The following is a 20,447-nucleotide window of genomic DNA, read 5'->3' as shown; positions in this document are numbered from 1 at the left end:
TTCCCATATCGTCAATTCTGTAATAAAATTGAAGCAATATTTCCAGTTCTAAATTTTTATTTTTAGAACAGCATCATGTGTGAACTTTTCTATATGGATTCTGAATAATTAAGAAACAAGGAGGATTATATGATATTTCAGGAATTTAAAAGCGCACTTGAACAAAAAAAACTTGAATACGCGCAATGTATTTGGGAGAAAATCAAACTATTGGGAACGCCTTTAATTGAAATAATAAGTAAAGAATTTTCTCGAATAATATTTATATTTGAAGCAACTTATTCAGTAGAAAATGTATTGCTATTAACCTCAATAGGAGACTTAAATATTGAAAGTAGTACCATGAAAAATATACAAAACAGTAATTTTTGGTATCAAGAAATGATATTGAGAAATGAATTAATAATGGTGTATCAATTTTTCCCTAATGGTTTGCATGTTGAATGGAGTGAAAAAAATCGATATTCGCAGTTAGATGTAAATAATACACAGCAATATGACAAACAGTGGTCTATTTTAATTTTATCACAGTATCAACAAGATCCGTTGACAATTTCAAACTATGATGAACAAGTTATGATCGAAAAAAATATAACGGATCACCATATCTATAGTAATGCTCTTAAAGAAGACCGATTCTTTTCAGTATATACAAATAATTCTCGGATAGATAGTATATGGTTTATATTAGATGGTCATGTGTATCTGTCGTCCATTCCCGTGCCAATCATTATTGAAAATTTACACAAACAAGGAAAACCCATCAATCCATTAATAGTATTTATAGAACAAGTAGATAGACGTAGAGAATTGGGATGTTCTAAACGGTTTAGCCGATTTCTTTGTGAAGAGCTTTTCCCATGGATAGTGAAAAACTATAATATAAAGAGTTTTAACAGAAATCAATGTATGATTGCTGGGTCTAGTTTAGGTGGACTTTCCTCTATTTACACAGCTCTAACTTATCCTGAAATAATAGGAAAAGTTTTATCACAGTCAGGTGCATTTTGGTGGAAACCAGATACATCTGATGAATGGGAATGGCTAACTCATCAATCGTTTCATAAACATGAGTCTCTCCCACAAGAATTTTATTTAAGTGTGGGGTCTTATGAAGATAAACCCATAGGGGATAGTGAAGTAACAATGATTACAAGTAATCGAAAGATGGAACATAAGCTATCAGCTTCAGGATATAAGACCTTTTGGGAGGTTTTTATAGGCGGACATCATACTATCAATTGGGCAAATAATTTTAGTTCAGGAGTAAAAAAGCTTTTTGTCACTTAATATTGATTTTAAGTCTTATAAAGAGGGATCAATACTAATTTTAAATATAACGATGATCTTGATATTGTTAGGGAGATTTTTAAAATGATACATATCTATGCAATTCAACATAAAGGTTTAAATCATATCATGTTTCATCAATTACTCAAATATGTTTCTTGGAATAAAAGAGAGAAAATCAACAGATTTGCAAATATAGATGATGGAAAAAGAAGCCTTTTAGGAGAAATAGTAGTGAGAGCATTTATTAAAAAACGGTTTAATATTTCTAATGAACGAATAAAAATGGGCCATAACACATATGGAAAACCACATATATTAGGCATGCCTGATTTTCATTATAATATTTCTCACTCAAAAGATTGGATCATTGTCGGAATAAGTTCATCTTTAATAGGTGTTGATATTGAATATATGGAACCATGTAACGTTCAAATTGCTAAACGTTTTTTTTCAAAAGATGAATATCAAGCAATTCAAAAGAAAAAACATGAGGAAAGAATTAAACTTTTTTATGAGTTATGGACTGCAAAAGAATCCTATATAAAAGCTATAGGAAAAGGACTATCTGTACCTTTAAATTCATTTTCTATTCAAAATTTAGGTAGGACTCTTCGTCTACTAAACAGCACAGAACATTTTTATTTTAAAAAATATCATATTGATGATAACTATAAGTGTGTAGTATGCTCAAAACATGTAAATCATATATCAAAGCCTGTTCTTTTAGATATAAATAACATATATGAAAATATCGTAAATATAGGATCATGATGAACAATTTTATTGGAAGTTTTTAAGTATGGCTAGCACTAACGATAAGAATGGCTGAAGAAAATAAATAAAAAATATCATTGTACTTACAGAGTATTAGATAAAAACATTATTTATCTAGAAATTTTTGGATTTTGTATAAATGGGATTGATAAACACATGAGGGCCTTTTATACTAAAAGTACATTCTTTGAAAACCGCATATAAAAATGCTAGGAGAGGGAAGAGTATAACATGAAACGTTTTCAGAGAGGAGAATCATTAGCTGGGAGATTCTCTAGATAGTTATGTTAGAAGGTAGCCCTGGAGCATCTTTTCTGAACGGAATAGTTCTTATTAGGAAAAGACGGATTTATCCGTTATCAAATTAAGAGTATAAGCAAATTCTGAATTTGTTTGTAAATAAAGGTGGTACCGCGATGTCCCTCGCCCTTTTTTGGATGAGGGGCATTTTTTATTTTAAGGAGGGAAAATAATGTCAAACACGGAAAAGAATTTACCAACTAAATATGATCATATGTCCGTTGAAGAAGGCCTTTATCAATGGTGGCTTGAAGGGAAATATTTTGAAACAACAGGAGATGAGGAGAAGGAATCGTATACAATTGTACTTCCACCTCCCAATGTAACCGCTAAATTACACTTAGGTCATGCCTGGGATACGACGCTTCAAGATATTTTAACTCGCACAAAGCGTATGCAAGGATACGATGTATTATGGCTTCCAGGAATGGATCATGCCGGTATTGCAACGCAAGTAAAAGTGGAGATGAAACTTCATGAAAAAGGGGTTTCACGTTACGATCTTGGGCGTGAGAAATTCCTTGAAAAAACTTGGGAATGGAAAGAAGAGTATGCTTCTCATATTCGGCAACAATGGGAAAATATTGGCTTAGGGTTAGACTATTCTCGAGAATGTTTTACGCTTGATAAAGATGTCTCCGATGCAGTTAACAAAGTATTTGTTCAATTATACGAAAAAGGCTTAATTTACCGTGGTGAATATATTATCAACTGGGATCCAGCAACACGCACAGCTCTTTCTGATATTGAAGTAATTCATAAAGAAGTTCAAGGTGCATTCTACCATATGAACTATCCGTTAACAGACGGTTCAGGTCACATTCGCCTTGCTACTACTCGTCCAGAAACGATGCTTGGTGATACAGCGGTAGCAGTTCATCCAGAAGATGATCGTTACAAACATTTAATCGGAAAAACAGTTACACTTCCAATCGTAGGCCGTGAGATTCCGATTATTGCTGATGAGTACGTAGAAAAAGACTTCGGAACAGGCGTTGTAAAAATTACACCAGCTCATGACCCGAACGACTTTGAAGTAGGTAACCGTCATGACTTACCACACATTTTAGTAATGAACGAAGATGGATCGATGAACGAAAAAGCTGGTAAATATAACGGTATGGATCGTTTCGAATGCCGTAAAGAATTAGTGAAAGACTTACAAGAAGCTGGCGTATTAGTAGAAATCGAGCCACATATGCATTCAGTAGGTCATAGTGAGCGTAGCGGTGCAGTTGTTGAGCCTTACTTATCAACACAATGGTTCGTAAAAATGGCTCCACTTGCTGAAAAAGCAGTAGCGCTTCAACAAAAAGAAGAAGAAAAAGTAACGTTCGTACCAGAGCGTTTTGAAAACACATATTTACGATGGATGGAAAATATTCATGACTGGTGTATTTCTCGTCAATTATGGTGGGGACACCGTATTCCAGCTTGGTACCATAAAGAAACTGGTGAAGTATACGTAGGTACAGAAGCACCAGCAGATATTGAAAACTGGAATCAAGATAACGACGTACTTGATACATGGTTCAGTTCAGCATTATGGCCATTCTCAACACTTGGTTGGCCAAATGAAGATTCAGCAGACTTCAAACGTTACTATTCAACAGATGCACTAGTAACGGGTTATGACATCATCTTCTTCTGGGTATCTCGTATGATTTTCCAAGGTTTAGAGTTTACAGGCGAGCGTCCATTTAAAGATGTATTAATTCACGGTTTAGTTCGTGATGAGCAAGGTCGTAAGATGAGTAAATCTCTTGGTAACGGTATTGACCCAATGGATGTTATCGAGAAGTACGGTGCAGATGCAATGCGTTTCTTCTTATCAACAGGAAGTGCACCAGGTCAAGATTTACGTTTCAGCATGGAAAAAGTAGAATCTACTTGGAACTTCATTAATAAAATTTGGAACGCATCACGTTTCGTATTAATGAACATGGATGATATGAAGTATGAAGAAATCGATTTAACTGGTGAAAAATCAGTAGCAGATAAGTGGATCTTAACTCGCTTAAACGAAACAATCGAAAGCGTAACACGTAACATGGATAAATATGAGTTTGGTGAAGCTGGTCGTTCATTATACAACTTCATTTGGGACGATTTCTGTGATTGGTATATTGAAATGGCGAAACTTCCACTATACGGTGAAGATGAAGCAGCTAAGAAAACAACTCGTTCTATTTTAGCTTACGTATTAGATCAAACAATGCGTCTATTACACCCATTCATGCCATTCGTAACAGAGAAAATTTGGCAACATTTACCGCATGAAGGCGAGTCTATTACAGTAGCTGCGTGGCCAACAGTTCGCGAAGATTTACAAGATACGGAGGCTGCGGCAGAAATGCACCTTCTAGTTGATATCATTCGCTCTGTTCGTAACATCCGTGCAGAAGTAAATACGCCAATGAGCAAAAAAGTTCAAATGCAAATTAAAGCAAAAGATGAGGCTGTACTTGCTCAACTTACGAAAAATAGCTCTTACATTGAGCGTTTCTGTAACCCAAGCGAATTAACAATTCAAACGGACTTACAAGCGCCAGAAAAAGCAATGACTGCAATCGTAACAGGTGCAGAGTTATTCTTACCGTTAGCTGATCTTATCAATCTTGATGAAGAGAGAGCTCGTCTTGAGAAAGAACTTGAGAAGTTCGATAAAGAAGTAGAACGTGTACAGAAGAAACTTTCTAACCAAGGTTTCGTAGCGAAAGCTCCTGCAGCAGTTATTGACGGAGAGCGTGCGAAAGAGCAAGACTACCTAGAAAAACGCGAAGCAATTCGTCAACGTCTAGCTGCTCTTGAAAAATAAGGTTATAGTTTAAGCAGTTCTAAATAATTTCTGTAATTCATTGTACGTCGAAAAAGAGAAGTCTGGAATCTGACTTCTCTTTTGTTTGTATATAGCATGAATCGTCTCGATTCCTTTTAATGTACGTGAAGCATGGCGGAGATTTTGAAATCCTGCGGATGTAACAAAACGTCTCTTGATATGTCTATGATCTTGTTCGATGAGGTTATTGAGATGCTTAACGGTGCAATGTTTCGTATGCACATAAAAACCGTTCTTTTTCAGTTTTTTGAACGCACAAAGTAAGGCTGGAGCCTTGTCTGTTGTAAGAACTGTTGGTTCTCCAAAAGCTTTCACTAACCTTTTCATAAACATATAAGCGGCTTGATGATCCCTTGTTTTACGAAGTTGAATATCCAAGGTGTATCCTTCTCGATCAATCGCACGATAAAGATACCACCACTCTCCTTTGATTTTGATGTAGGTTTCATCTAAATGCCACGCTCTTATCGTACAAGTCGCTCAAACAAATCTGCGAAACTCATCCCGACATTATTCTTTCGTTTCATGTGCTTCTCAAGATAGATTTTCGTCGTTTGAACCTGTTCATGGCCAAGTGTCTGCATTAAATGGTATAAATCAGCGTTTCCTTGTTCCACAGCCATAATCGCAAACGCATGACGGAATGTATGCGCTGTTACAGGGTTTTCGCGATATTGTAGAAATTCTAAATTTGTCTTTTTTATCATATCTGTTACCTGGTTTGATAACGTTTTGGGATTATAAAAGTTTCCTCTTTGATTAATAAATACAGGACTTTCATCTCCCTGGTCCAATACAGTTTGCAATCCTCTTCTCCGTCTCATCTCACATATACATTGGAATAAATGTTCAGAAATGAAAAGTTCACGTACTTTATCCCCTTTTCCTGTGACTTTTAACCAATACTTTCCGTCATAATGTAAGTCTTTCACTCTCGCGGTGCACAATTCTTGCATTCTTGCACCGGTACTTGCTAGAGCTAGTAAAATGGTATAGTTTACTACATGCCCTTGTTCTTTATAAAACCCTAAAATTTTCATCACTTCATCATAGGATAGGTCTCGATTTGGCCGATCCTGTTCATTTACATTCGCGCGCTGCAGTTCTTCATGAAGAGGCTTTTCGATGTAAGAAAATACATGAAGATGTTTTAGAAAAGAACGAATGAGCACTGTTTTCTTTGCAAGTGTTGCAACCGCGTACGTATCCCCATTTCTACCGTTCTCTACCTGCTTCAACCAAGCATTATATTTACGAATATGCCAAGGTTGTAATGTTTTTAATAAAGAATCCTTTTTCTGTACCTCTTCCCCATTCAATTCGAATTCTTCTGCATGCTGCACCATGCACTGACAAAATGATAAGATTTCGGAAACATAACTCTTTTTCGTATCCTCTTTTCTATTCTTCTTCTCATCCATATCTTTTTGTAAATGTACGAAATGATAAATGACTTCCAGATCACTTAAATACGTATATTTACTCTTCCCCTCTTTTTCTGCAACCTCCATCTTCTCTTCTAATTTATCTACATAACGACTATCATGCAGAAATAGAACCATATCTCTTATATTTTCTACATATGTATCTATATCTTCACTTTGATTCATTGTTATAGTTAAGTTCTCTTTTTTATTTTGTTTATCCATACTTGGCATTCACCTTTCCTATTGATGATTATGAATATAACACTCTTTATTATCCTTATTTATCATTTTATTTTACTTCTATACATTATACAAATGATAATTCATATTCTTTCTGTAAGAATCCTACATTCTTCTTTATTTACTTATAATTATATTTTTTTATAATTTATTAACAAATAGATATTATTTAATAGTTAATTATTTAAAATTAATAGTGATTTTATAATAAAAATCACTATTAATTTTAATTTATATATAAATTAAATGAAAAAGGTTTTCAAACCATAATAATGAATACGATATTTAATAAAATCTATTTCTTATTTTAAATATAAATCAGATTCTGATATGATATATACATACCTAAAATATTAACAAACTATAGTTATGGAGGTGTCCTTTCATGACACAAGATTTATTGTTCATTACAAAACCTACTGTAAAGACAAAAGAAGCAGCCGACTTATTAGGAGTAACGGTACAAACAATTTTAAAAAAAGAAAAAGATGGATTAATAGAATGTGTATATAAAGATAACTGGAAGCAATTCGGTAGTAAGATTTTCTATTTAGAGGATATTGAACGTTTAAAAAATAAAAATGAGGTTAAAGGCCTTAGCACGAAAGAAGTAGCTGAAATTTTGAATGTTGCACCATCTACTATCTTTACATATATCAAATCTGGAAAATTACCTGCAACAATGGTAGAAAAAAGAGGAAAACAAGTATATCTTATCGATGAGGAAGAACTAGAGATTTTTATGCTTGATTATGAAAAAACCAAAACAAAAGAGCGAAAAACATTTATTACGAAGATTCAAGATGAAGATATATATTTATATCAATTATTAAAACATCTACACATTGGAAAAACCGCTAGGGTAATAGAGATTAATGGAGAAGACGGCAAGATTCTTACAGAGGACGAAGAAATTTTCCCTCTATCCACTTATAAGGAACATGATTACTCCTTTGAACCTTTCAATAAAAAAGCGGTAATTACTAAACGAGGGTATTTATCTTTTTCATTTAAAAAACCTCAATTATTTCATTCCATCACTTATAATCTCATAAACTTATTTTATAAAGAACTAGGTGTCACAAATATGCGATTAGATATTTCATCAGATACTATCAAATTAGAAATTAAGCCTTTCGTATTACAAGTAGATCCACTGCAATTTCAAGAAGAGGTTAAATACTTACATTCTCATATGAAATCCGGCACGATACTTCCTCATGTAGAAGGTATTTACTTTAAAAGTAATGTAGAGCCATTAACTTTTCATGCCGATCATGAATTCAAGCAAAGAGTCGTACAAATGGCAGCAGATGCGGGGCTAGGACAAGAGGAGTTTCTCTTGCAAGCTGTTCAATCTTATATAGAAGAGCGGGAACAGACGGACAATAGAACCCCATTTTCACCTATACAACAAAATAGTTTTATTCACTAGCTTCCATTACTTCAAACGGTGTTTGTTTATCATCCAACGGTAGCCTAAATCTACCATTACCGCGATCATATACATACCGATAATTTATTGACTCTATCCAAGCCTTTTCTTCATTTTTTCCTTTATATTCATCAAAAAAGCACTTCATCCAATTTAGATTACTTAGATCTAACACATTTCTAAACATTCCAATGCCTATGGAATTATCTTCAGAGGATCCATAGATGACATGATCTGCGCGGTTACTATAATTCAAATAAATAGAATTTAACAAAGGATCATAAGCCCAATAGTTCATACCAGGTTTAGTGGCATTAGTGAATTTTATTCTTATTTCATCGGTAGATTCGATGCACCCGTCTTTTCCATCTCTATGCTCAAAAATAATAGATGTTCCATTATCCATTACAGAATCCGCAAACAGAACGAAATCACCCAAGAAGCCCCAAGGTTCGAATGTGACACCACCTTTACCTGATAAATTTTTATCCTTTACATAATACGGTGTATTATATTTCAATCGTTCTCCATTTTTTGTGACAGGATCGGAATTATCTGCAGCTAACGCTGTTACTGGCAGGGAGGCTGCAGCGATTACTACAGCAAGTACACCCGTTAAACAGTTTTTCATTTTTTTACACGTTCCTTTCGTTTTTTACTCCTAAGCACTCTTACGGCTAAAATCGTAAGCTGACTAACTTTTTATTTACTACACATATATTTTTACGCAAGAATTACAGGAACATTTGGCGGATTATACATACTAGCAAACATCTGCAGAACTTTTTTTACTTTACTAAACATTCCCCTATACAGCAGAACACTTTTATTCATTAGCTTCCATTACTTCAAACGGTGTTTGTTTGTCATCTAAAGGTAGCTTAAAGTTCTCCTTATCTTGGTCATATACATGCCGAAAACTTGTAGACTCCATCCAAGATTTTTCCGCATGTTTCCCGTTGTATTCACTAAAATCAAACACTGCCGCAGCTCTCTCATTTATTACAGTCATTCCTTTTTTAAAGCTTCCTAGACCTATAGAATTATCTTCGGATGATCCATAAACAATATGGTCTGTCGTATTGTCATAATTTAAATAAACAGAGTCTAACAATTTATCACGAGCCCAATAGTGTACGCCGGGCTCATTCGATTTCGTTGATTTTATTCGTATCTTATCCATAGATTCGATGAACCCCTCTGATCCATCTCTATTCTCAAAAATAATTGGTGTTCCATTATCCGTTGCAGAATCAGCAAAAAGAACAAAATCATCTAGACCCCAACCTTCAAATGTGACACCACCTTTATCTGATAAATTTTTATCTTTTACATAATACGGTGTATTATATTTCAATCGTTCTCCATTTTTTGTGACAGGATCAGAATGATCTGCAGCTAACGCTGTTACTGGCAGAGAGGCTGCTGCAATTGTTACAATAAGTATGCTAGTTAAAGTTTTTTTCATATTTCCACACATTCTTTCTTATATATCTAAGCATAAAATAATAAACTTATACCTCTTGTTAAAAAAACTCTAGTGTAAAGTCCTCTCAAATACAAGAATCATTTATTTCACAATTAAAAGAGGGAGAAGAAATTTTGCCACTAAGCAAATCAATTCCCCTTTTAGCTTGTTCATCCCAACTTACATCAGAAACCATGAAACCGAACGATAAGGTTAAAAATGCACATATTGAAACTGTAGTAGTGACTTTTAAACGCATTAATTTGTCTCCTTTATTCTTTTTTACTACGTAACACAGGTAATTTATTATTTTATCCATAATTTATTTTATCGCATATAAAGATTAACTGTTGCGCAATATTTGTATGTTGACAAAAGACAATATACATTTTGAAATTATAAATAACCGTTGAGTTACCCTCGTTCTAATGTAAATAAAGGATATACTCTAAAAGACAATGAGGATTCCTAGCGGCATCGTTTTTTCTTTCTTTGAATTTGTGATAGCAATTGGATAAGACGGATTTTTATCAACTGTAATTACAAGAGACTTTGAAACATGAAAAGACTGCAAAGCCTTCTTGAAGAATTGCTCTTATCCCTGTCAAGCGAACAGATTCCGAGCCATATTTAGCACGTCTGCAAGAACAAATTAATAAATTTGGCTTTCAAGTAGAAGCGGTTGTTTTAGATGTAGGGGATTTTACCAATTACATTTGTAAAAAGCTAACGGAACAACGGATTTTTATGGTGATGGGCTATCGACGTTTCAGAAAATCCAAACAAGAAGTACCTAGAAGTTTTTTTCAATATGTCAAACAAATCGATAAATTTGTTTGACCAATGGGGTGTATCCTCACATATTGTACAACGGATTGTAAAGGGCAAAGGTAATACAAATCAAATCCAGCAGTCTGTTCAATTCGTTCAGGTTGTTTTTCAGCAAATCAAACATGTCGAAGAATCAATCGATATGTTTGGGAAGAATACAAAGAAATCGCTCTTGTGAATAAACGAACGAGTGCTGGAACACGTTTATATAAATTACGCAGTTCAACCATTGAACGAAGCTTTGCGGATGCTACAGAACTACATGGTTACCGGTATGCTCATTTTCGAGGGCGGGAGTCTGTCCAAATGCAGGCGTATCTTTACAGCAGCTTGCTAAAATAGGAAAAAATTGCTCTTCACCTAGCTAAAAAGAACTGGGTAAAGAGCGATTTTTTTGATATTAAATTCATACATGTAATATTTTGTCATGCATCCTATAAAAAATCATGTGTTCAGGTTTTTTTCAATACTCTGTGTACCTTAGGTACCAACGTACTGTTAGTAAAATGATATCTGGCTGGTAATGCTTCCATTTGAACATATTTTTTTATACTGATCAAGCACCTTTTATAAAGTAATCATATCAATATGTCCGAAATTTTAAGATTCATTGCACAAGTTTTATAGTTTTTGCATCAGAACCAATCTACTCAAATTAACTGTTATAGTTTTGTTAATTGTCTTCTCATATCTTTTATCACCAATTTTTTCATCGTATCTAAAATAGGAAGACTTAAGATCTATTTTCGCAAACTTAGCAATAACATTTCGAATATGCGCTTCATATCGTGAGCTATTTTCTCTTTTAAACTAATAGGTCTTTTAATTGACTGTTTATATTTTTCAACACTAACTCAATATATTGTCTGTAATTAGTATAAGGGAATAGTGGTTTCACATGATCTTCCCAACCTAAGTAAGCTAAATAGATATTTTCTCCATGCAATAATTCTTTGTGAAATATACGATTGTACATATAAACTTCCTTTTTTATGAAGCTAACCAATTGTAAAATGGGACTTTCCCTGTATATTCATGTTCGGAAAGTGTACGAGTAATTATATTTCGATCTAGCTTGTCTTTTTGTAACTGTTTTTTTGCATTCTCTTTTATTCTACGAAGCTCTAAATCTTCGATTTTATTAACTAATGCCGTAATCAAATAATCCCTAAAATTAGAGATTTTTCTTTGGTTGTATTTATCCATTACTTTTTTTAATACAGATTTAAAGCTACGATCTGTTAACTCGTCTTTTGTTGCGTCCCGAAGAGTATTTACAATTATATTTAATTGTTCTTCATTTAGGGAAAGAGAAGAGAAGCTTCGCTTATCATCATCAATTTTCGCTATATTATTTATATATATTTTGGTATTTTCTTTTTTGATATTTTTTCTTTGGTTATTTATATTGTACTGAATTTCCGAATCTTCGGAAACCATTTCCTGATTTTTAGAAATTGGTTTACCGAATTCGACCCGAACTAAATATCCTTCTGAAATTTGCTCCTGAATTGTTTCCTCTAACATCGCGGCAACATCTTCTTTAACTTGTCCGTAAATGTAAATCTGTTGTATGAACTTACCTTTTTCCAATACTTTTATACGCGCTGCATATTTGTTATATATTAATTCTTTAAGTGCGTTATAGTGTGCGTCACGTCCGTTTTTAGAACGTTGAATAATATCAGGCATGTTAACCTTCCAGGCTCCGTCACGATGTGAACAGAACTGAATTAAAAGATATTTCGCCATCCCTGTAAGATTACAATCATCAAGTAGAGTGTTCTCTACAACACTATGCCCACGTTTCCGAGCATGTTTAAAAACATCGTTAGCCATAATAAAAAATCCTCCATTTATTGCCCCGACAAAATTTAGGTACAGCGAATAGAGGATTTGTAGTTTACGTTTTTTAAAAATTATGATACTATTTAGGTATCAACTTAATTGACGTATATACAAAACCTCTGTTTCGGGTTTTTAAATGGTGTCTTGGCGACCAACCTTTCGACCATCTAAAAACTTCTGTCTGTCGGGGGTTTTTTATTTTATATAAAAGTTAGTTATTTAACAATCTATGTATCTACTCTCCATCTTAGCAGAATATTGAAGAAAATAGAAGAGTAATCGGGAATCTTAACGATTCTCGTCATAATTTAATGGTTCACAAGTGCAAAATCACATATAGCCCACTTACGGAAATAGGTAGACTATCAAAAAGACACCATAAGATGTCTTCCTCCGGCTTGAACTACTTTAATTTTAATAATATATATTAGACTCCCATCCAAATATTATTTTATCTTGTTAAATAATGTTGGTCATTAGGAAGACAACAGCTTAATAGATTGTGGAACAATGCACAATAGTGTGGTGGAGGCTATGTTAATGCGCGATGTTCCTTTATTTAACAACGGGATAGTAAAATTTCACGTATCTTATGTAACAGTAAATAGACAAATTTAGAAATAGGGAAATTCCTTCATGGCTCGATAGTTATCTTTATTATCAGCTATCGATAGGGAGACAGAAAAACAAGTTCAGAAAGAAGTAGTGAAAATACGGTTCTGTTGCAAAGTTAAAAAATCATTCGAATTTATGAATGAATCGTACAATTTTGTGTAAATCACTGAGCATGTATTCTGAATGAGTGCATGTTAATTCGTATTTTTTAAGAAATTAAAACTTTGCAACAGAACCTATTTTGTATATGGTAGCTACCTATGTATGATCTCTATCATACACAATTTGTACAATAAATAAGGACAAATTATCACTATCTAAATATAACGATAAAAGTTAAAATAGCTTTACAGATCATCTACAGGAGATAACGTACACATTTTTCTTTTGTGGTGCAGTTAAATTTCAGATTAATCTATCTAGTAGATATGCTAGTGATTTTGAGATCGTATGATAGGGAGGTGAATGACCATGAAAACAGGTGATTTTGTCCGGCATTTTCCAGAACTTGCTGAAGTCATTATTATATTACAGCAAGGGTGCTGAGTACATATGGCTAGGCGGTTCTGTAATTTTAGTATAGGCTGTACCAACCCGAAAGGAATGATTTGGAATTTTCCTCTTTCGCTCATCCATCCATATATAATCCGCTCTTTTTTTACAACGTATTCTTGTTTATGCAATACAGGCTACCCTTGTTTTTATACAGTTTGAAGGAGTCTTCTTGTTAGGAAAAAGATGCGTGTAGACGTAAGAGCCAGCAGTCACCGGTTGTAGCCATGAGAATGTCCAAAATAAAGAAAGGACAATATAAAATATGAAAAAATCTTTAGCAAGCATACTTAGTTTAGCAATTGCTGCAGATCATTCCAATCCTGTTACAAAAAATGGAGAACGATTGAAATATAATACGCCATACTATATAAAAGATAAAAATTTGCCTGATAAAGGTGGCGTCACATTCGAACGTTGGGGCTTAGATGATTTCTTACTTTTTGCGAATGCTGCAACGGATAATGGAACGCCTATTATTTTTGAACATAAATATGGAATAGATGGGTTCATCGAATCTACTAATGAAGTAAGAATAAAATCAGCTAAAGCCAATAAACCAGGTTTATACTATTGGGCTTATGATCCTTTATTCAATTCTATTTATTTGAATTATAGCAACAGCGCAGATCATGTCATTTATGGATCATCCGAAGATAATTCTATAGGTCTAGGAAGCGCTGTGAAAGGAGTCCATGAGAGTGCTACGGGGTGGTCTGATTTTAATGGATATTACGGAAACAATGTGGAAAAAGCTTGGATGGAGTCAACAAATTATCCGCATTCATACGACCCTGGTAAGGACAGATTCGCGTTACGTTTGAGTGAGTTACAAACACCTTTTGAAGTGATAGAAGCTAGCGAACAAAACGCTTCTGCCGAAAAGTTGCTGAATAAAAATCTAGTAAACAAAATGGAGTCTGTGAGGAGAACATTGGTACGATGAACAAATTTAAATATCTATTCTTAGTATTTCCTTTGGTAGGTGGGTTCAGTATGGGTACAATCTCAGCTACCACATCGTTTGCTGATTCTTACCAATCAAAAAAGAGGGTATCATCAGAGAATCCGTTTCAAGGATACCTTGTAAAAAATGGGGGCAAAACGCTTCTTCCCGAGGAACAAAATAACGTAGCCATGAACCAGGAGCAAATTCCCGTTCCTCAGCTTTCCGCTAATCCCTATGACCCTATTCCTAAGCAGGGAACGACAGTCAATGAATTTGGAAATATAGGTGATGTGCTGTATTTTAATGATGGTACCTATATGGAAAAAAGTGAGCATGGTCTCATTATCATCGGAAAATATTCTCAGACAAACACCTATAGAATGTTAGATTTAGGGAAAACTATTTCTTTCACGGCGAAATGCAATCAGGATCCAGAATTTGCGAAGCAAGTGCAATCCTTTTGGACAGAAACAAAAGTAAAACGGGCGACAAAATTTAAGCGTGTGGTATACAGTACGCAACCTGTTACAACTCTATATACTTTTAACCAAGCAGTTCAATCTGGATTATCCATAGAGAATGCCTTACATTTTGCGTTCACAATGGGGTGGAAAACTGACATGAAAGCGCTTCTCGACGGAGCGATAGCTACGTTGAGTGAATTATTGACTGCAACGTATCATCATCCCATTACTGTAACAGAAGAGGTTAGCCATACACAAAACATCCCGATAGGAGTAGATAATTCATCCTATGGGTATACAGAATATACAGCCGCAGTCTATCAAATACATTCTGTGTATACAGTAGAACCAGGTGCGGCACTTCAAAAATATTTACAAGATAATCATCTAGCTTTACAACAAACACAGTTCGAATATTTGAATTCATCTATTTTGATTATCCAGACACCAGGAAGCTATAAAACGGATTCTTGAGTTTGTAGTAGTATCGCAGTGCCGTATGTACAGAGAAAGACATTGAAATGATTCCAGTTTTTACATAAACAAAAGAGAAGTCTGGAATATGACTTCTCTTTTGTTTGTATATGGCATGAACCGTTTCGATTCCTTTCAATGTACGTGAAGCATGGCGAAGATTTTGAAATCCTGCGGATTTAACAAAACGTCTCTTGATATGTCTATGGTCTTGTTCGATGAGATTATTGAAATGCTGAACAGTACAATGTTTCGTATGCACATAAAAGCCATTATGTTTTAGTTTTTTGAACGCACAAAGTAAAGCAGGAGCCTTGTCTGTTGTGAGAACCGTTGGTTCTCCAAAAGCTTTCACTAACCTTTTCATAAACATATAGGCTGCTTGATGATCTCGCTTTTTGCGAAGTTGAATATCCAACGTGTAACCTTCCTTATCAATCGCACGATACAGATAACGCCACTCTCCCTTGACTTTGGATATAGGTTTCATCTAAATGCCATAAGGAATGTGCTGATTTATTTTTCTTCTTCCACATTTGATAAATGATATTTCCATATTCATGGACCCAACGCATAATAGTTGTAGGATGAACTGAAACACCACGCTCTCTCAAAAGTTCAGATACGTCGCGATAGCTTAAAGAAAAACGACAATAGTAGCCGACGGCTACCAAAATAATATCTTTCTTGAATTGTTTTCCTTTAAAATATCCCATATGTTATGCTCCTCATCTCATTTTTTTACAGTCTAGCTCAGCTCCAAAAACTTTGCAACAGAACCTCATTGAGCAAGATCATCGATTTATCAAAAAACGGATTCAGAATATGCTGGGATTGAAATCCTTGCAAACAGCTACAAAAATGATCGCTGGAATAGAAGCTATGCATATGATCAAAAAAGGACAAACCCTCCAAGGGGAGAAGTCTGTCCAAAAGCAAATGTATCTTATCAATGAAATCTTTGGTTTAACAGCATAAAGTTCCATTCCGCTAGGAATCTTTTTCTTTTTTTCATATCTAACTGTATTTGCACCAGAACCTATAAAACATTCATGAGTTTTGATCGTTTTTTAATTTTGTAACAGAAGGATCTGCTGTTGTATTATTTGAATAATTCGAATCAAACGTAATATGAGAGGATTTCAATGACTCTTGCATCCACCAATACGTAATAAAGCTTATTGCAATACAACCCGTTACATAATAGTAAAATAGTGACTCAGCCCCGATCTTCTTTAGCCACAATGCGATAAATTCTGCTGTTCCACCAAATATCGAAACTGTAAGTGCGTATGGAAACCCTATGCCTAGTGCACGAATTTCAGCTGGAAAAAGTTCCGCTTTTACAATTGCATTAATAGAAGTGTAACCAGTAATGATAATGAGCCCAGTCATCATCATTAGAAATGCTACGATTGGCGATGTCGTTTTTTCCATAAAGTAGAATATTGGTGCTGTTAGTAAAGTTCCAAGAATGCCGAAGGTCATTAATAGTGGACGACGTCCAATTCGGTCAGATAATAGGCCAGCAACCGGTTGAAGTAGTACGAATATAAATAGTGCGACAAAGTTAATCCAGCTTACTACTTCTTTTGGTAGACCAACTGTATTTACCATGAATTTCTGTAAATATGTTGTGTACGTATAGAATGCAACAGTACCGCCTAGTGTTAATCCGATCACAGTTAATACAGCTTTCGGATGCTTCATAAGTGTTTGAATGGTTCCTGGATTTTCACGGTTTTCGGATTTCATGTTTGAGAACTGTTCAGATTCATCCATAGTACGGCGAAGCCATAACACAGCTGTTGCTCCCATTGATCCAATAATGAATGGTATACGCCATCCCCACACTTTCATGTCTGGTTCGCTTAATATCTGTTGCAGAGCAATTTGAACGCCTAAGGCAATCATCTGCCCTGCTACGAGAGTTACATATTGAAAACTTGAATAAAAACCACGGCGATCACTACTAGCCATTTCAGATAAATAAGTTGCTGAAGTTCCATATTCTCCGCCTATTGATAATCCTTGAATCAAACGAGCAATAACTAAAATAATAGGAGCCATAATTCTGATACTATTATAACTAGGCGTACAGGCGATAATAAGAGAACCCCCAGCCATAATTGTAATAGAAAGGGTTAATGCTGTTCGACGTCCGTGGCGATCCGCATAACGTCCTATTAATAAGCTTCCAATAGGACGCATTAAAAATCCAACTGCGAAAATAGCCGCTGTATTCAGTAGTTGACTAGTTGAATCGCCTTTCGGGAAGAACTCTGCTGAAAAATAGACAGCAAAAGCAGAATAGACGTACCAGTCATACCATTCAATTAGATTACCGACAGAACCTTTAAAGATATTTTTAGTAATTTGGCTTGAGCGGGCTTGAGTTATAATAATCCCCTCCTACTAGGAATAAAAGGAAATTCTGAAAAAACATTCTTACACCAACCTTCCGAAACAAAATTCTTTATTTTCTGAATCTTTTAATATTGTTATCATTAGGACCATTAATAAATTTTACTAAAGAATGTATAGTTGGATGAGAAAATATAGCTGTTACTGGAATATCATGTTTTAATTTGTGATGTACCCGTTCTTTTAACTCCATCACTTGTAGAGAATCTCCACCTAAATCAAAAAAGTTGTCCTCCAAATGAATATTAGTTACACCTAATAATTCCTCCCAAATAAGGGTTAAAGCATGAACTAGATCAACCGGTTTTGTTTGTTCGATTCGTTCAGAGTTGTGATTAAAATATTTTGAATGAGCAATAGATGTTAATGTTTTGGTGTCTAATTTTCCATTTTCTTGAACAGGTAAATTATTCATTTGTATAAATTGATTTGGAATCATATACTCTGGAAGGCTTTTTTTCAAAAGTTCTTTAAGTTCTGAAGTGCGTATTATCTGAGATGAGACATAAAATGCGACTAACTTTTTATTACCAGAAAGATCTTTTATATCCATAACTACACATTCTGTTATAAAAGATAGATTTAACATCACTGTCTCAATTTCCCCTGGTTCTATACGAAAACCTCGAATTTTTATTTGGCGGTCTTTTCTTCCTAAGTATTCAATATTTCCATCTGGTAACCAGCGACCTAAATCTCCTGTTTTATAAAGTGTTTTTCCGAATTTTTGAAATGGGTGTTCTTGAATAAATGCTTCTTGAGTAAGCTCTTTATTATGCAGATAACCTATAGCTACCCCTTTTCCCCCTAAATAAATTTCTCCAATCGCTCCAATAGGTAATGGAGAAAGATTTTCATCTAAAATGAAAACGGATGAGTTGGTGAGAGGAGTACCAATCAAAATAGAATTTAACTTTTTATGTTTCTGGTTCATAAAATAGTAGGTTGAAAACGTTGTATTTTCAGTCGGTCCATAACCATTTATCAAATACCCTTCTTCATTAAGATATTGAAGTGCTAAGTTGGCATGTGTTAAATTTAATGCTTCTCCTCCTACAATTAAATATTTAAGTGTTGAAAGTGCTTGGGGATTTTTTTCTACAAATTTATGAAATAATGCTGTTGTAAAAAACATAATAGTAATTTCTTTATCTAAGATAAACTGACACAGTTTTTCATTATCTAGAGCTATATCTTTGGACACAATCTCTAACCTTAAACCATTTAAAAGAGCTGTCCATATTTCAAAAGTAGCTGCATCAAAACTAATAGAAGACATTTGTGTCAAAATATCTGTGTTTGTAAATTTAAAATGATCTTTATCACAGGCTAAACGTATAATGCCTCTATGTGGAACCATGATCCCTTTCGGTGTTCCAGTGGAACCTGAAGAATAAATAACATACGCTACATCCTCTGTAGTACAAGTGTGATTAGGATTTGTATTATGCACATTGGATTCCAATATTTTTGAGATTGTTTGAATAGTTCCCGCATAGGTGGACGGAAGTATATGTTGAAACGATTCATGAGTAATGACCATCGCAGGATTACTATTTTTTAACATAAATACTAATCGTTCTTGGGGGTATGTGGCATCTAAGGGAACATAAGTACATCCTGATTTTAAAATTCCTATTATAGAGACAATAGCTTCAATTGAACGTTCTAACATGATGCCAATATGAGAACCTGTTTGAACACCCCTAGATAATAAATAATTAGCGACTCTATTTGCTTGTGCATTAACCTCTCTATACGTTAAGTTTTTTCCATTATAGCTTACAGCAATATGTGAGGGAGTATTTACAACTTGTTCTTCAAAAATTTTATGAACACATTTACATTGTTGTTTTGAATAACTTTGAGGAGTATCATTAAATATTTCAGTCACTGTGTTTTGTTCTGACGGACTAGTAATATTTATATCTAAAGGTGTCAATTCTGACTTAGTTTCAAAAGTATCTAAAAAAATCTTTAAATTATTTAACAGGTTTTCAAGAATTCCTATATGATAAGTAGAAGAATTAAAATAGGCTTGAATATTAAATTCATCGTTTAAATGATTTTCTTCAAAGGAAATAAAAACTACATCTTTAGAAAAAGTATGAAAAAACGACTCAATATGCGCTACATTACCATTAGAATTTACCAGTGCCGTATCATATTGCAGTTTATCGTTATATGACACCATGGTTGGTGGTTGCATATAAATATCGTGTAACAGAGTTTTTACTGTAGCATTTTTTTGAATTTTTATATTATAATTATCTATATTGTTTTTTTGAAGATTATAAAATCCGAAACCAACTTCTGTTTCTGCACTGTATTTATATAAAATAATTGTCCAAGCACACTTAAAAAGTGTACATAGATCAACGTCAAATTTTTGAGCAATGTCTTTTAACATGGATAACTTCTGTTTCATTGTAATTGTAATATATTTTTGGTCTATGTTCATATTTTTTTGTTTGGGAAGAAAGTCTTTATTTAACATAATCCTAAATATACCTC

The 20,447-nt window shown here is 34.1% G+C and carries 13 protein-coding genes, 6 pseudogenes and 1 other annotated feature; of the genes and pseudogenes, 8 read left to right on the top strand and 11 right to left on the bottom strand.

All coding sequences use genetic code 11. The features are described from left to right. Positions 1-129 precede the first annotated feature (129 nt). The 3 genes from F3I02_RS25025 to F3I02_RS25015 all read left to right on the top strand — a co-directional run bounded on the left by F3I02_RS25025 (position 130) and on the right by F3I02_RS25015 (position 5,185). A complete protein-coding gene (locus tag F3I02_RS25025) occupies positions 130-1,290 on the top strand; it encodes an alpha/beta hydrolase (RefSeq protein WP_196477982.1) in 1,161 nt (386 codons plus the stop codon). A gap of 84 nt (positions 1,291-1,374) precedes the next feature. Next, positions 1,375-2,064 carry a 4'-phosphopantetheinyl transferase family protein gene (locus F3I02_RS25020; protein WP_196477983.1) on the top strand — a complete coding sequence of 230 codons (690 nt, stop codon included), beginning with the start codon at positions 1,375-1,377 and terminating at the stop codon, positions 2,062-2,064. 205 nt (positions 2,065-2,269) lie between these two features. Continuing rightward, positions 2,270-2,501: a binding site (T-box leader), on the top strand. 38 nt (positions 2,502-2,539) lie between these two features. Continuing rightward, positions 2,540-5,185: a valine--tRNA ligase gene (locus F3I02_RS25015; protein WP_196478529.1), complete on the top strand. Its 2,646-nt coding sequence runs from the start codon at positions 2,540-2,542 to the stop codon at positions 5,183-5,185. Positions 5,186-5,194: 9 nt separating this feature from the next. On the opposite strand, the pseudogene F3I02_RS25010 reads toward F3I02_RS25015, so the two are convergent. Together F3I02_RS25010 and F3I02_RS25005 are read right to left on the bottom strand one after the other, a co-directional pair. Further along, positions 5,195-5,668: pseudogene (locus F3I02_RS25010) on the bottom strand (IS6 family transposase); the annotation flags it as partial. 2 nt (positions 5,669-5,670) lie between these two features. After that, positions 5,671-6,855: a tyrosine-type recombinase/integrase gene (locus tag F3I02_RS25005; protein ID WP_196477880.1), complete on the bottom strand. Its 1,185-nt coding sequence runs from the start codon at positions 6,853-6,855 to the stop codon at positions 5,671-5,673. Between the two features lie 403 nt (positions 6,856-7,258). Here F3I02_RS25005 and F3I02_RS25000 point away from each other — a divergent pair, with 403 nt between their 5' ends. Then, positions 7,259-8,308, top strand: coding sequence for a helix-turn-helix domain-containing protein (locus F3I02_RS25000; RefSeq protein WP_196477879.1), 1,050 nt, complete (start codon positions 7,259-7,261; stop codon positions 8,306-8,308). Here the strand turns inward: F3I02_RS25000 and F3I02_RS24995 are convergent. From F3I02_RS24995 to F3I02_RS24980, 4 genes and pseudogenes are all read right to left on the bottom strand, one after another. Continuing rightward, the gene (locus F3I02_RS24995; RefSeq protein WP_196477878.1) at positions 8,298-8,939 is read right to left on the bottom strand and encodes a hypothetical protein; all 642 of its coding nucleotides are present in this window, start codon (positions 8,937-8,939) and stop codon (positions 8,298-8,300) included. The genes F3I02_RS25000 and F3I02_RS24995 overlap by 11 nt on opposite strands. A gap of 195 nt (positions 8,940-9,134) precedes the next feature. Then, on the bottom strand, positions 9,135-9,776 hold the full coding sequence (locus F3I02_RS24990) for a hypothetical protein (RefSeq protein WP_196477877.1): 642 nt from the start codon (positions 9,774-9,776) through the stop codon (positions 9,135-9,137). Between the two features lie 85 nt (positions 9,777-9,861). Further along, entirely contained in the window at positions 9,862-10,035 is a 174-nt protein-coding gene (locus tag F3I02_RS24985; RefSeq protein ID WP_196477876.1) for a hypothetical protein, read from the bottom strand. A 204-nt stretch (positions 10,036-10,239) separates the two neighbouring features. Continuing rightward, positions 10,240-10,371 (bottom strand): annotated as a pseudogene (locus F3I02_RS24980) (IS6 family transposase); the annotation flags it as partial. Between the two features lie 20 nt (positions 10,372-10,391). On the opposite strand from F3I02_RS24980, the pseudogene F3I02_RS34160 reads away from it, so the two are divergent. Further along, positions 10,392-10,949 (top strand): annotated as a pseudogene (locus F3I02_RS34160) (transposase); the annotation flags it as partial. Between the two features lie 133 nt (positions 10,950-11,082). On the opposite strand, the pseudogene F3I02_RS24970 reads toward F3I02_RS34160, so the two are convergent. Next, positions 11,083-11,148 (bottom strand): annotated as a pseudogene (locus F3I02_RS24970) (IS6 family transposase); the annotation flags it as partial. A 449-nt stretch (positions 11,149-11,597) separates the two neighbouring features. After that, positions 11,598-12,446 (bottom strand): hypothetical protein, encoded by an 849-nt coding sequence (locus F3I02_RS24965; RefSeq protein ID WP_196477875.1) that lies wholly within the window; start codon positions 12,444-12,446, stop codon positions 11,598-11,600. Positions 12,447-13,887: 1,441 nt separating this feature from the next. Here F3I02_RS24965 and F3I02_RS24960 point away from each other — a divergent pair. Both F3I02_RS24960 and F3I02_RS24955 read left to right on the top strand, forming a co-directional pair. Next, positions 13,888-14,568, top strand: coding sequence for a hypothetical protein (locus F3I02_RS24960; RefSeq protein ID WP_196477874.1), 681 nt, complete (start codon positions 13,888-13,890; stop codon positions 14,566-14,568). A 50-nt stretch (positions 14,569-14,618) separates the two neighbouring features. Beyond that, positions 14,619-15,509 (top strand): hypothetical protein, encoded by an 891-nt coding sequence (locus F3I02_RS24955; RefSeq protein WP_196477873.1) that lies wholly within the window; start codon positions 14,619-14,621, stop codon positions 15,507-15,509. A 70-nt stretch (positions 15,510-15,579) separates the two neighbouring features. Here F3I02_RS24955 and F3I02_RS24950 read toward each other — a convergent pair. After that, positions 15,580-16,225, bottom strand: a pseudogene (locus F3I02_RS24950) (IS6 family transposase); the annotation flags it as partial. A 61-nt stretch (positions 16,226-16,286) separates the two neighbouring features. On the opposite strand from F3I02_RS24950, the pseudogene F3I02_RS24945 reads away from it, so the two are divergent. Next, positions 16,287-16,487 (top strand): annotated as a pseudogene (locus F3I02_RS24945) (DDE-type integrase/transposase/recombinase); the annotation flags it as partial. 72 nt (positions 16,488-16,559) lie between these two features. On the opposite strand, the gene F3I02_RS24940 reads toward F3I02_RS24945, so the two are convergent. Further along, positions 16,560-17,915: an MFS transporter gene (locus F3I02_RS24940; protein WP_374058642.1), complete on the bottom strand. Its 1,356-nt coding sequence runs from the start codon at positions 17,913-17,915 to the stop codon at positions 16,560-16,562. A gap of 70 nt (positions 17,916-17,985) precedes the next feature. Continuing rightward, positions 17,986-20,430, bottom strand: coding sequence for a non-ribosomal peptide synthetase (locus F3I02_RS24935; protein WP_196477971.1), 2,445 nt, complete (start codon positions 20,428-20,430; stop codon positions 17,986-17,988). Between the last annotated feature and the right edge of the window lie 17 nt (positions 20,431-20,447).

The sequence above is a fragment of the Bacillus sp. SRB3LM genome (assembly GCF_015712745.1).
GTDB classification, from domain to species: Bacteria; Bacillota; Bacilli; order Bacillales; family Bacillaceae_G; genus Bacillus_A; species Bacillus_A thuringiensis_K.
The sequence above is the reverse complement of the archived record's forward strand: the minus strand, read 5'-3'. Positions and strand labels throughout refer to the sequence as shown.

Coding starts and splice junctions, on each gene's coding strand:
- F3I02_RS25005 (WP_196477880.1), bottom strand. CDS start 6,855: ATGGATAAACAAAATAAAAAAGAGAACTTAACTATAACAATGAATCAA.
- F3I02_RS24985 (WP_196477876.1), bottom strand. CDS start 10,035: ATGCGTTTAAAAGTCACTACTACAGTTTCAATATGTGCATTTTTAACC.
- F3I02_RS24995 (WP_196477878.1), bottom strand. CDS start 8,939: ATGAAAAACTGTTTAACGGGTGTACTTGCTGTAGTAATCGCTGCAGCC.
- F3I02_RS24990 (WP_196477877.1), bottom strand. CDS start 9,776: ATGAAAAAAACTTTAACTAGCATACTTATTGTAACAATTGCAGCAGCC.
- F3I02_RS24965 (WP_196477875.1), bottom strand. CDS start 12,446: ATGGCTAACGATGTTTTTAAACATGCTCGGAAACGTGGGCATAGTGTT.
- F3I02_RS24935 (WP_196477971.1), bottom strand. CDS start 20,430: ATGTTAAATAAAGACTTTCTTCCCAAACAAAAAAATATGAACATAGAC.
- F3I02_RS24955 (WP_196477873.1), top strand. CDS start 14,619: ATGGGTACAATCTCAGCTACCACATCGTTTGCTGATTCTTACCAATCA.
- F3I02_RS25020 (WP_196477983.1), top strand. CDS start 1,375: ATGATACATATCTATGCAATTCAACATAAAGGTTTAAATCATATCATG.
- F3I02_RS25025 (WP_196477982.1), top strand. CDS start 130: ATGATATTTCAGGAATTTAAAAGCGCACTTGAACAAAAAAAACTTGAA.
- F3I02_RS25000 (WP_196477879.1), top strand. CDS start 7,259: ATGACACAAGATTTATTGTTCATTACAAAACCTACTGTAAAGACAAAA.
- F3I02_RS25015 (WP_196478529.1), top strand. CDS start 2,540: ATGTCAAACACGGAAAAGAATTTACCAACTAAATATGATCATATGTCC.
- F3I02_RS24960 (WP_196477874.1), top strand. CDS start 13,888: ATGAAAAAATCTTTAGCAAGCATACTTAGTTTAGCAATTGCTGCAGAT.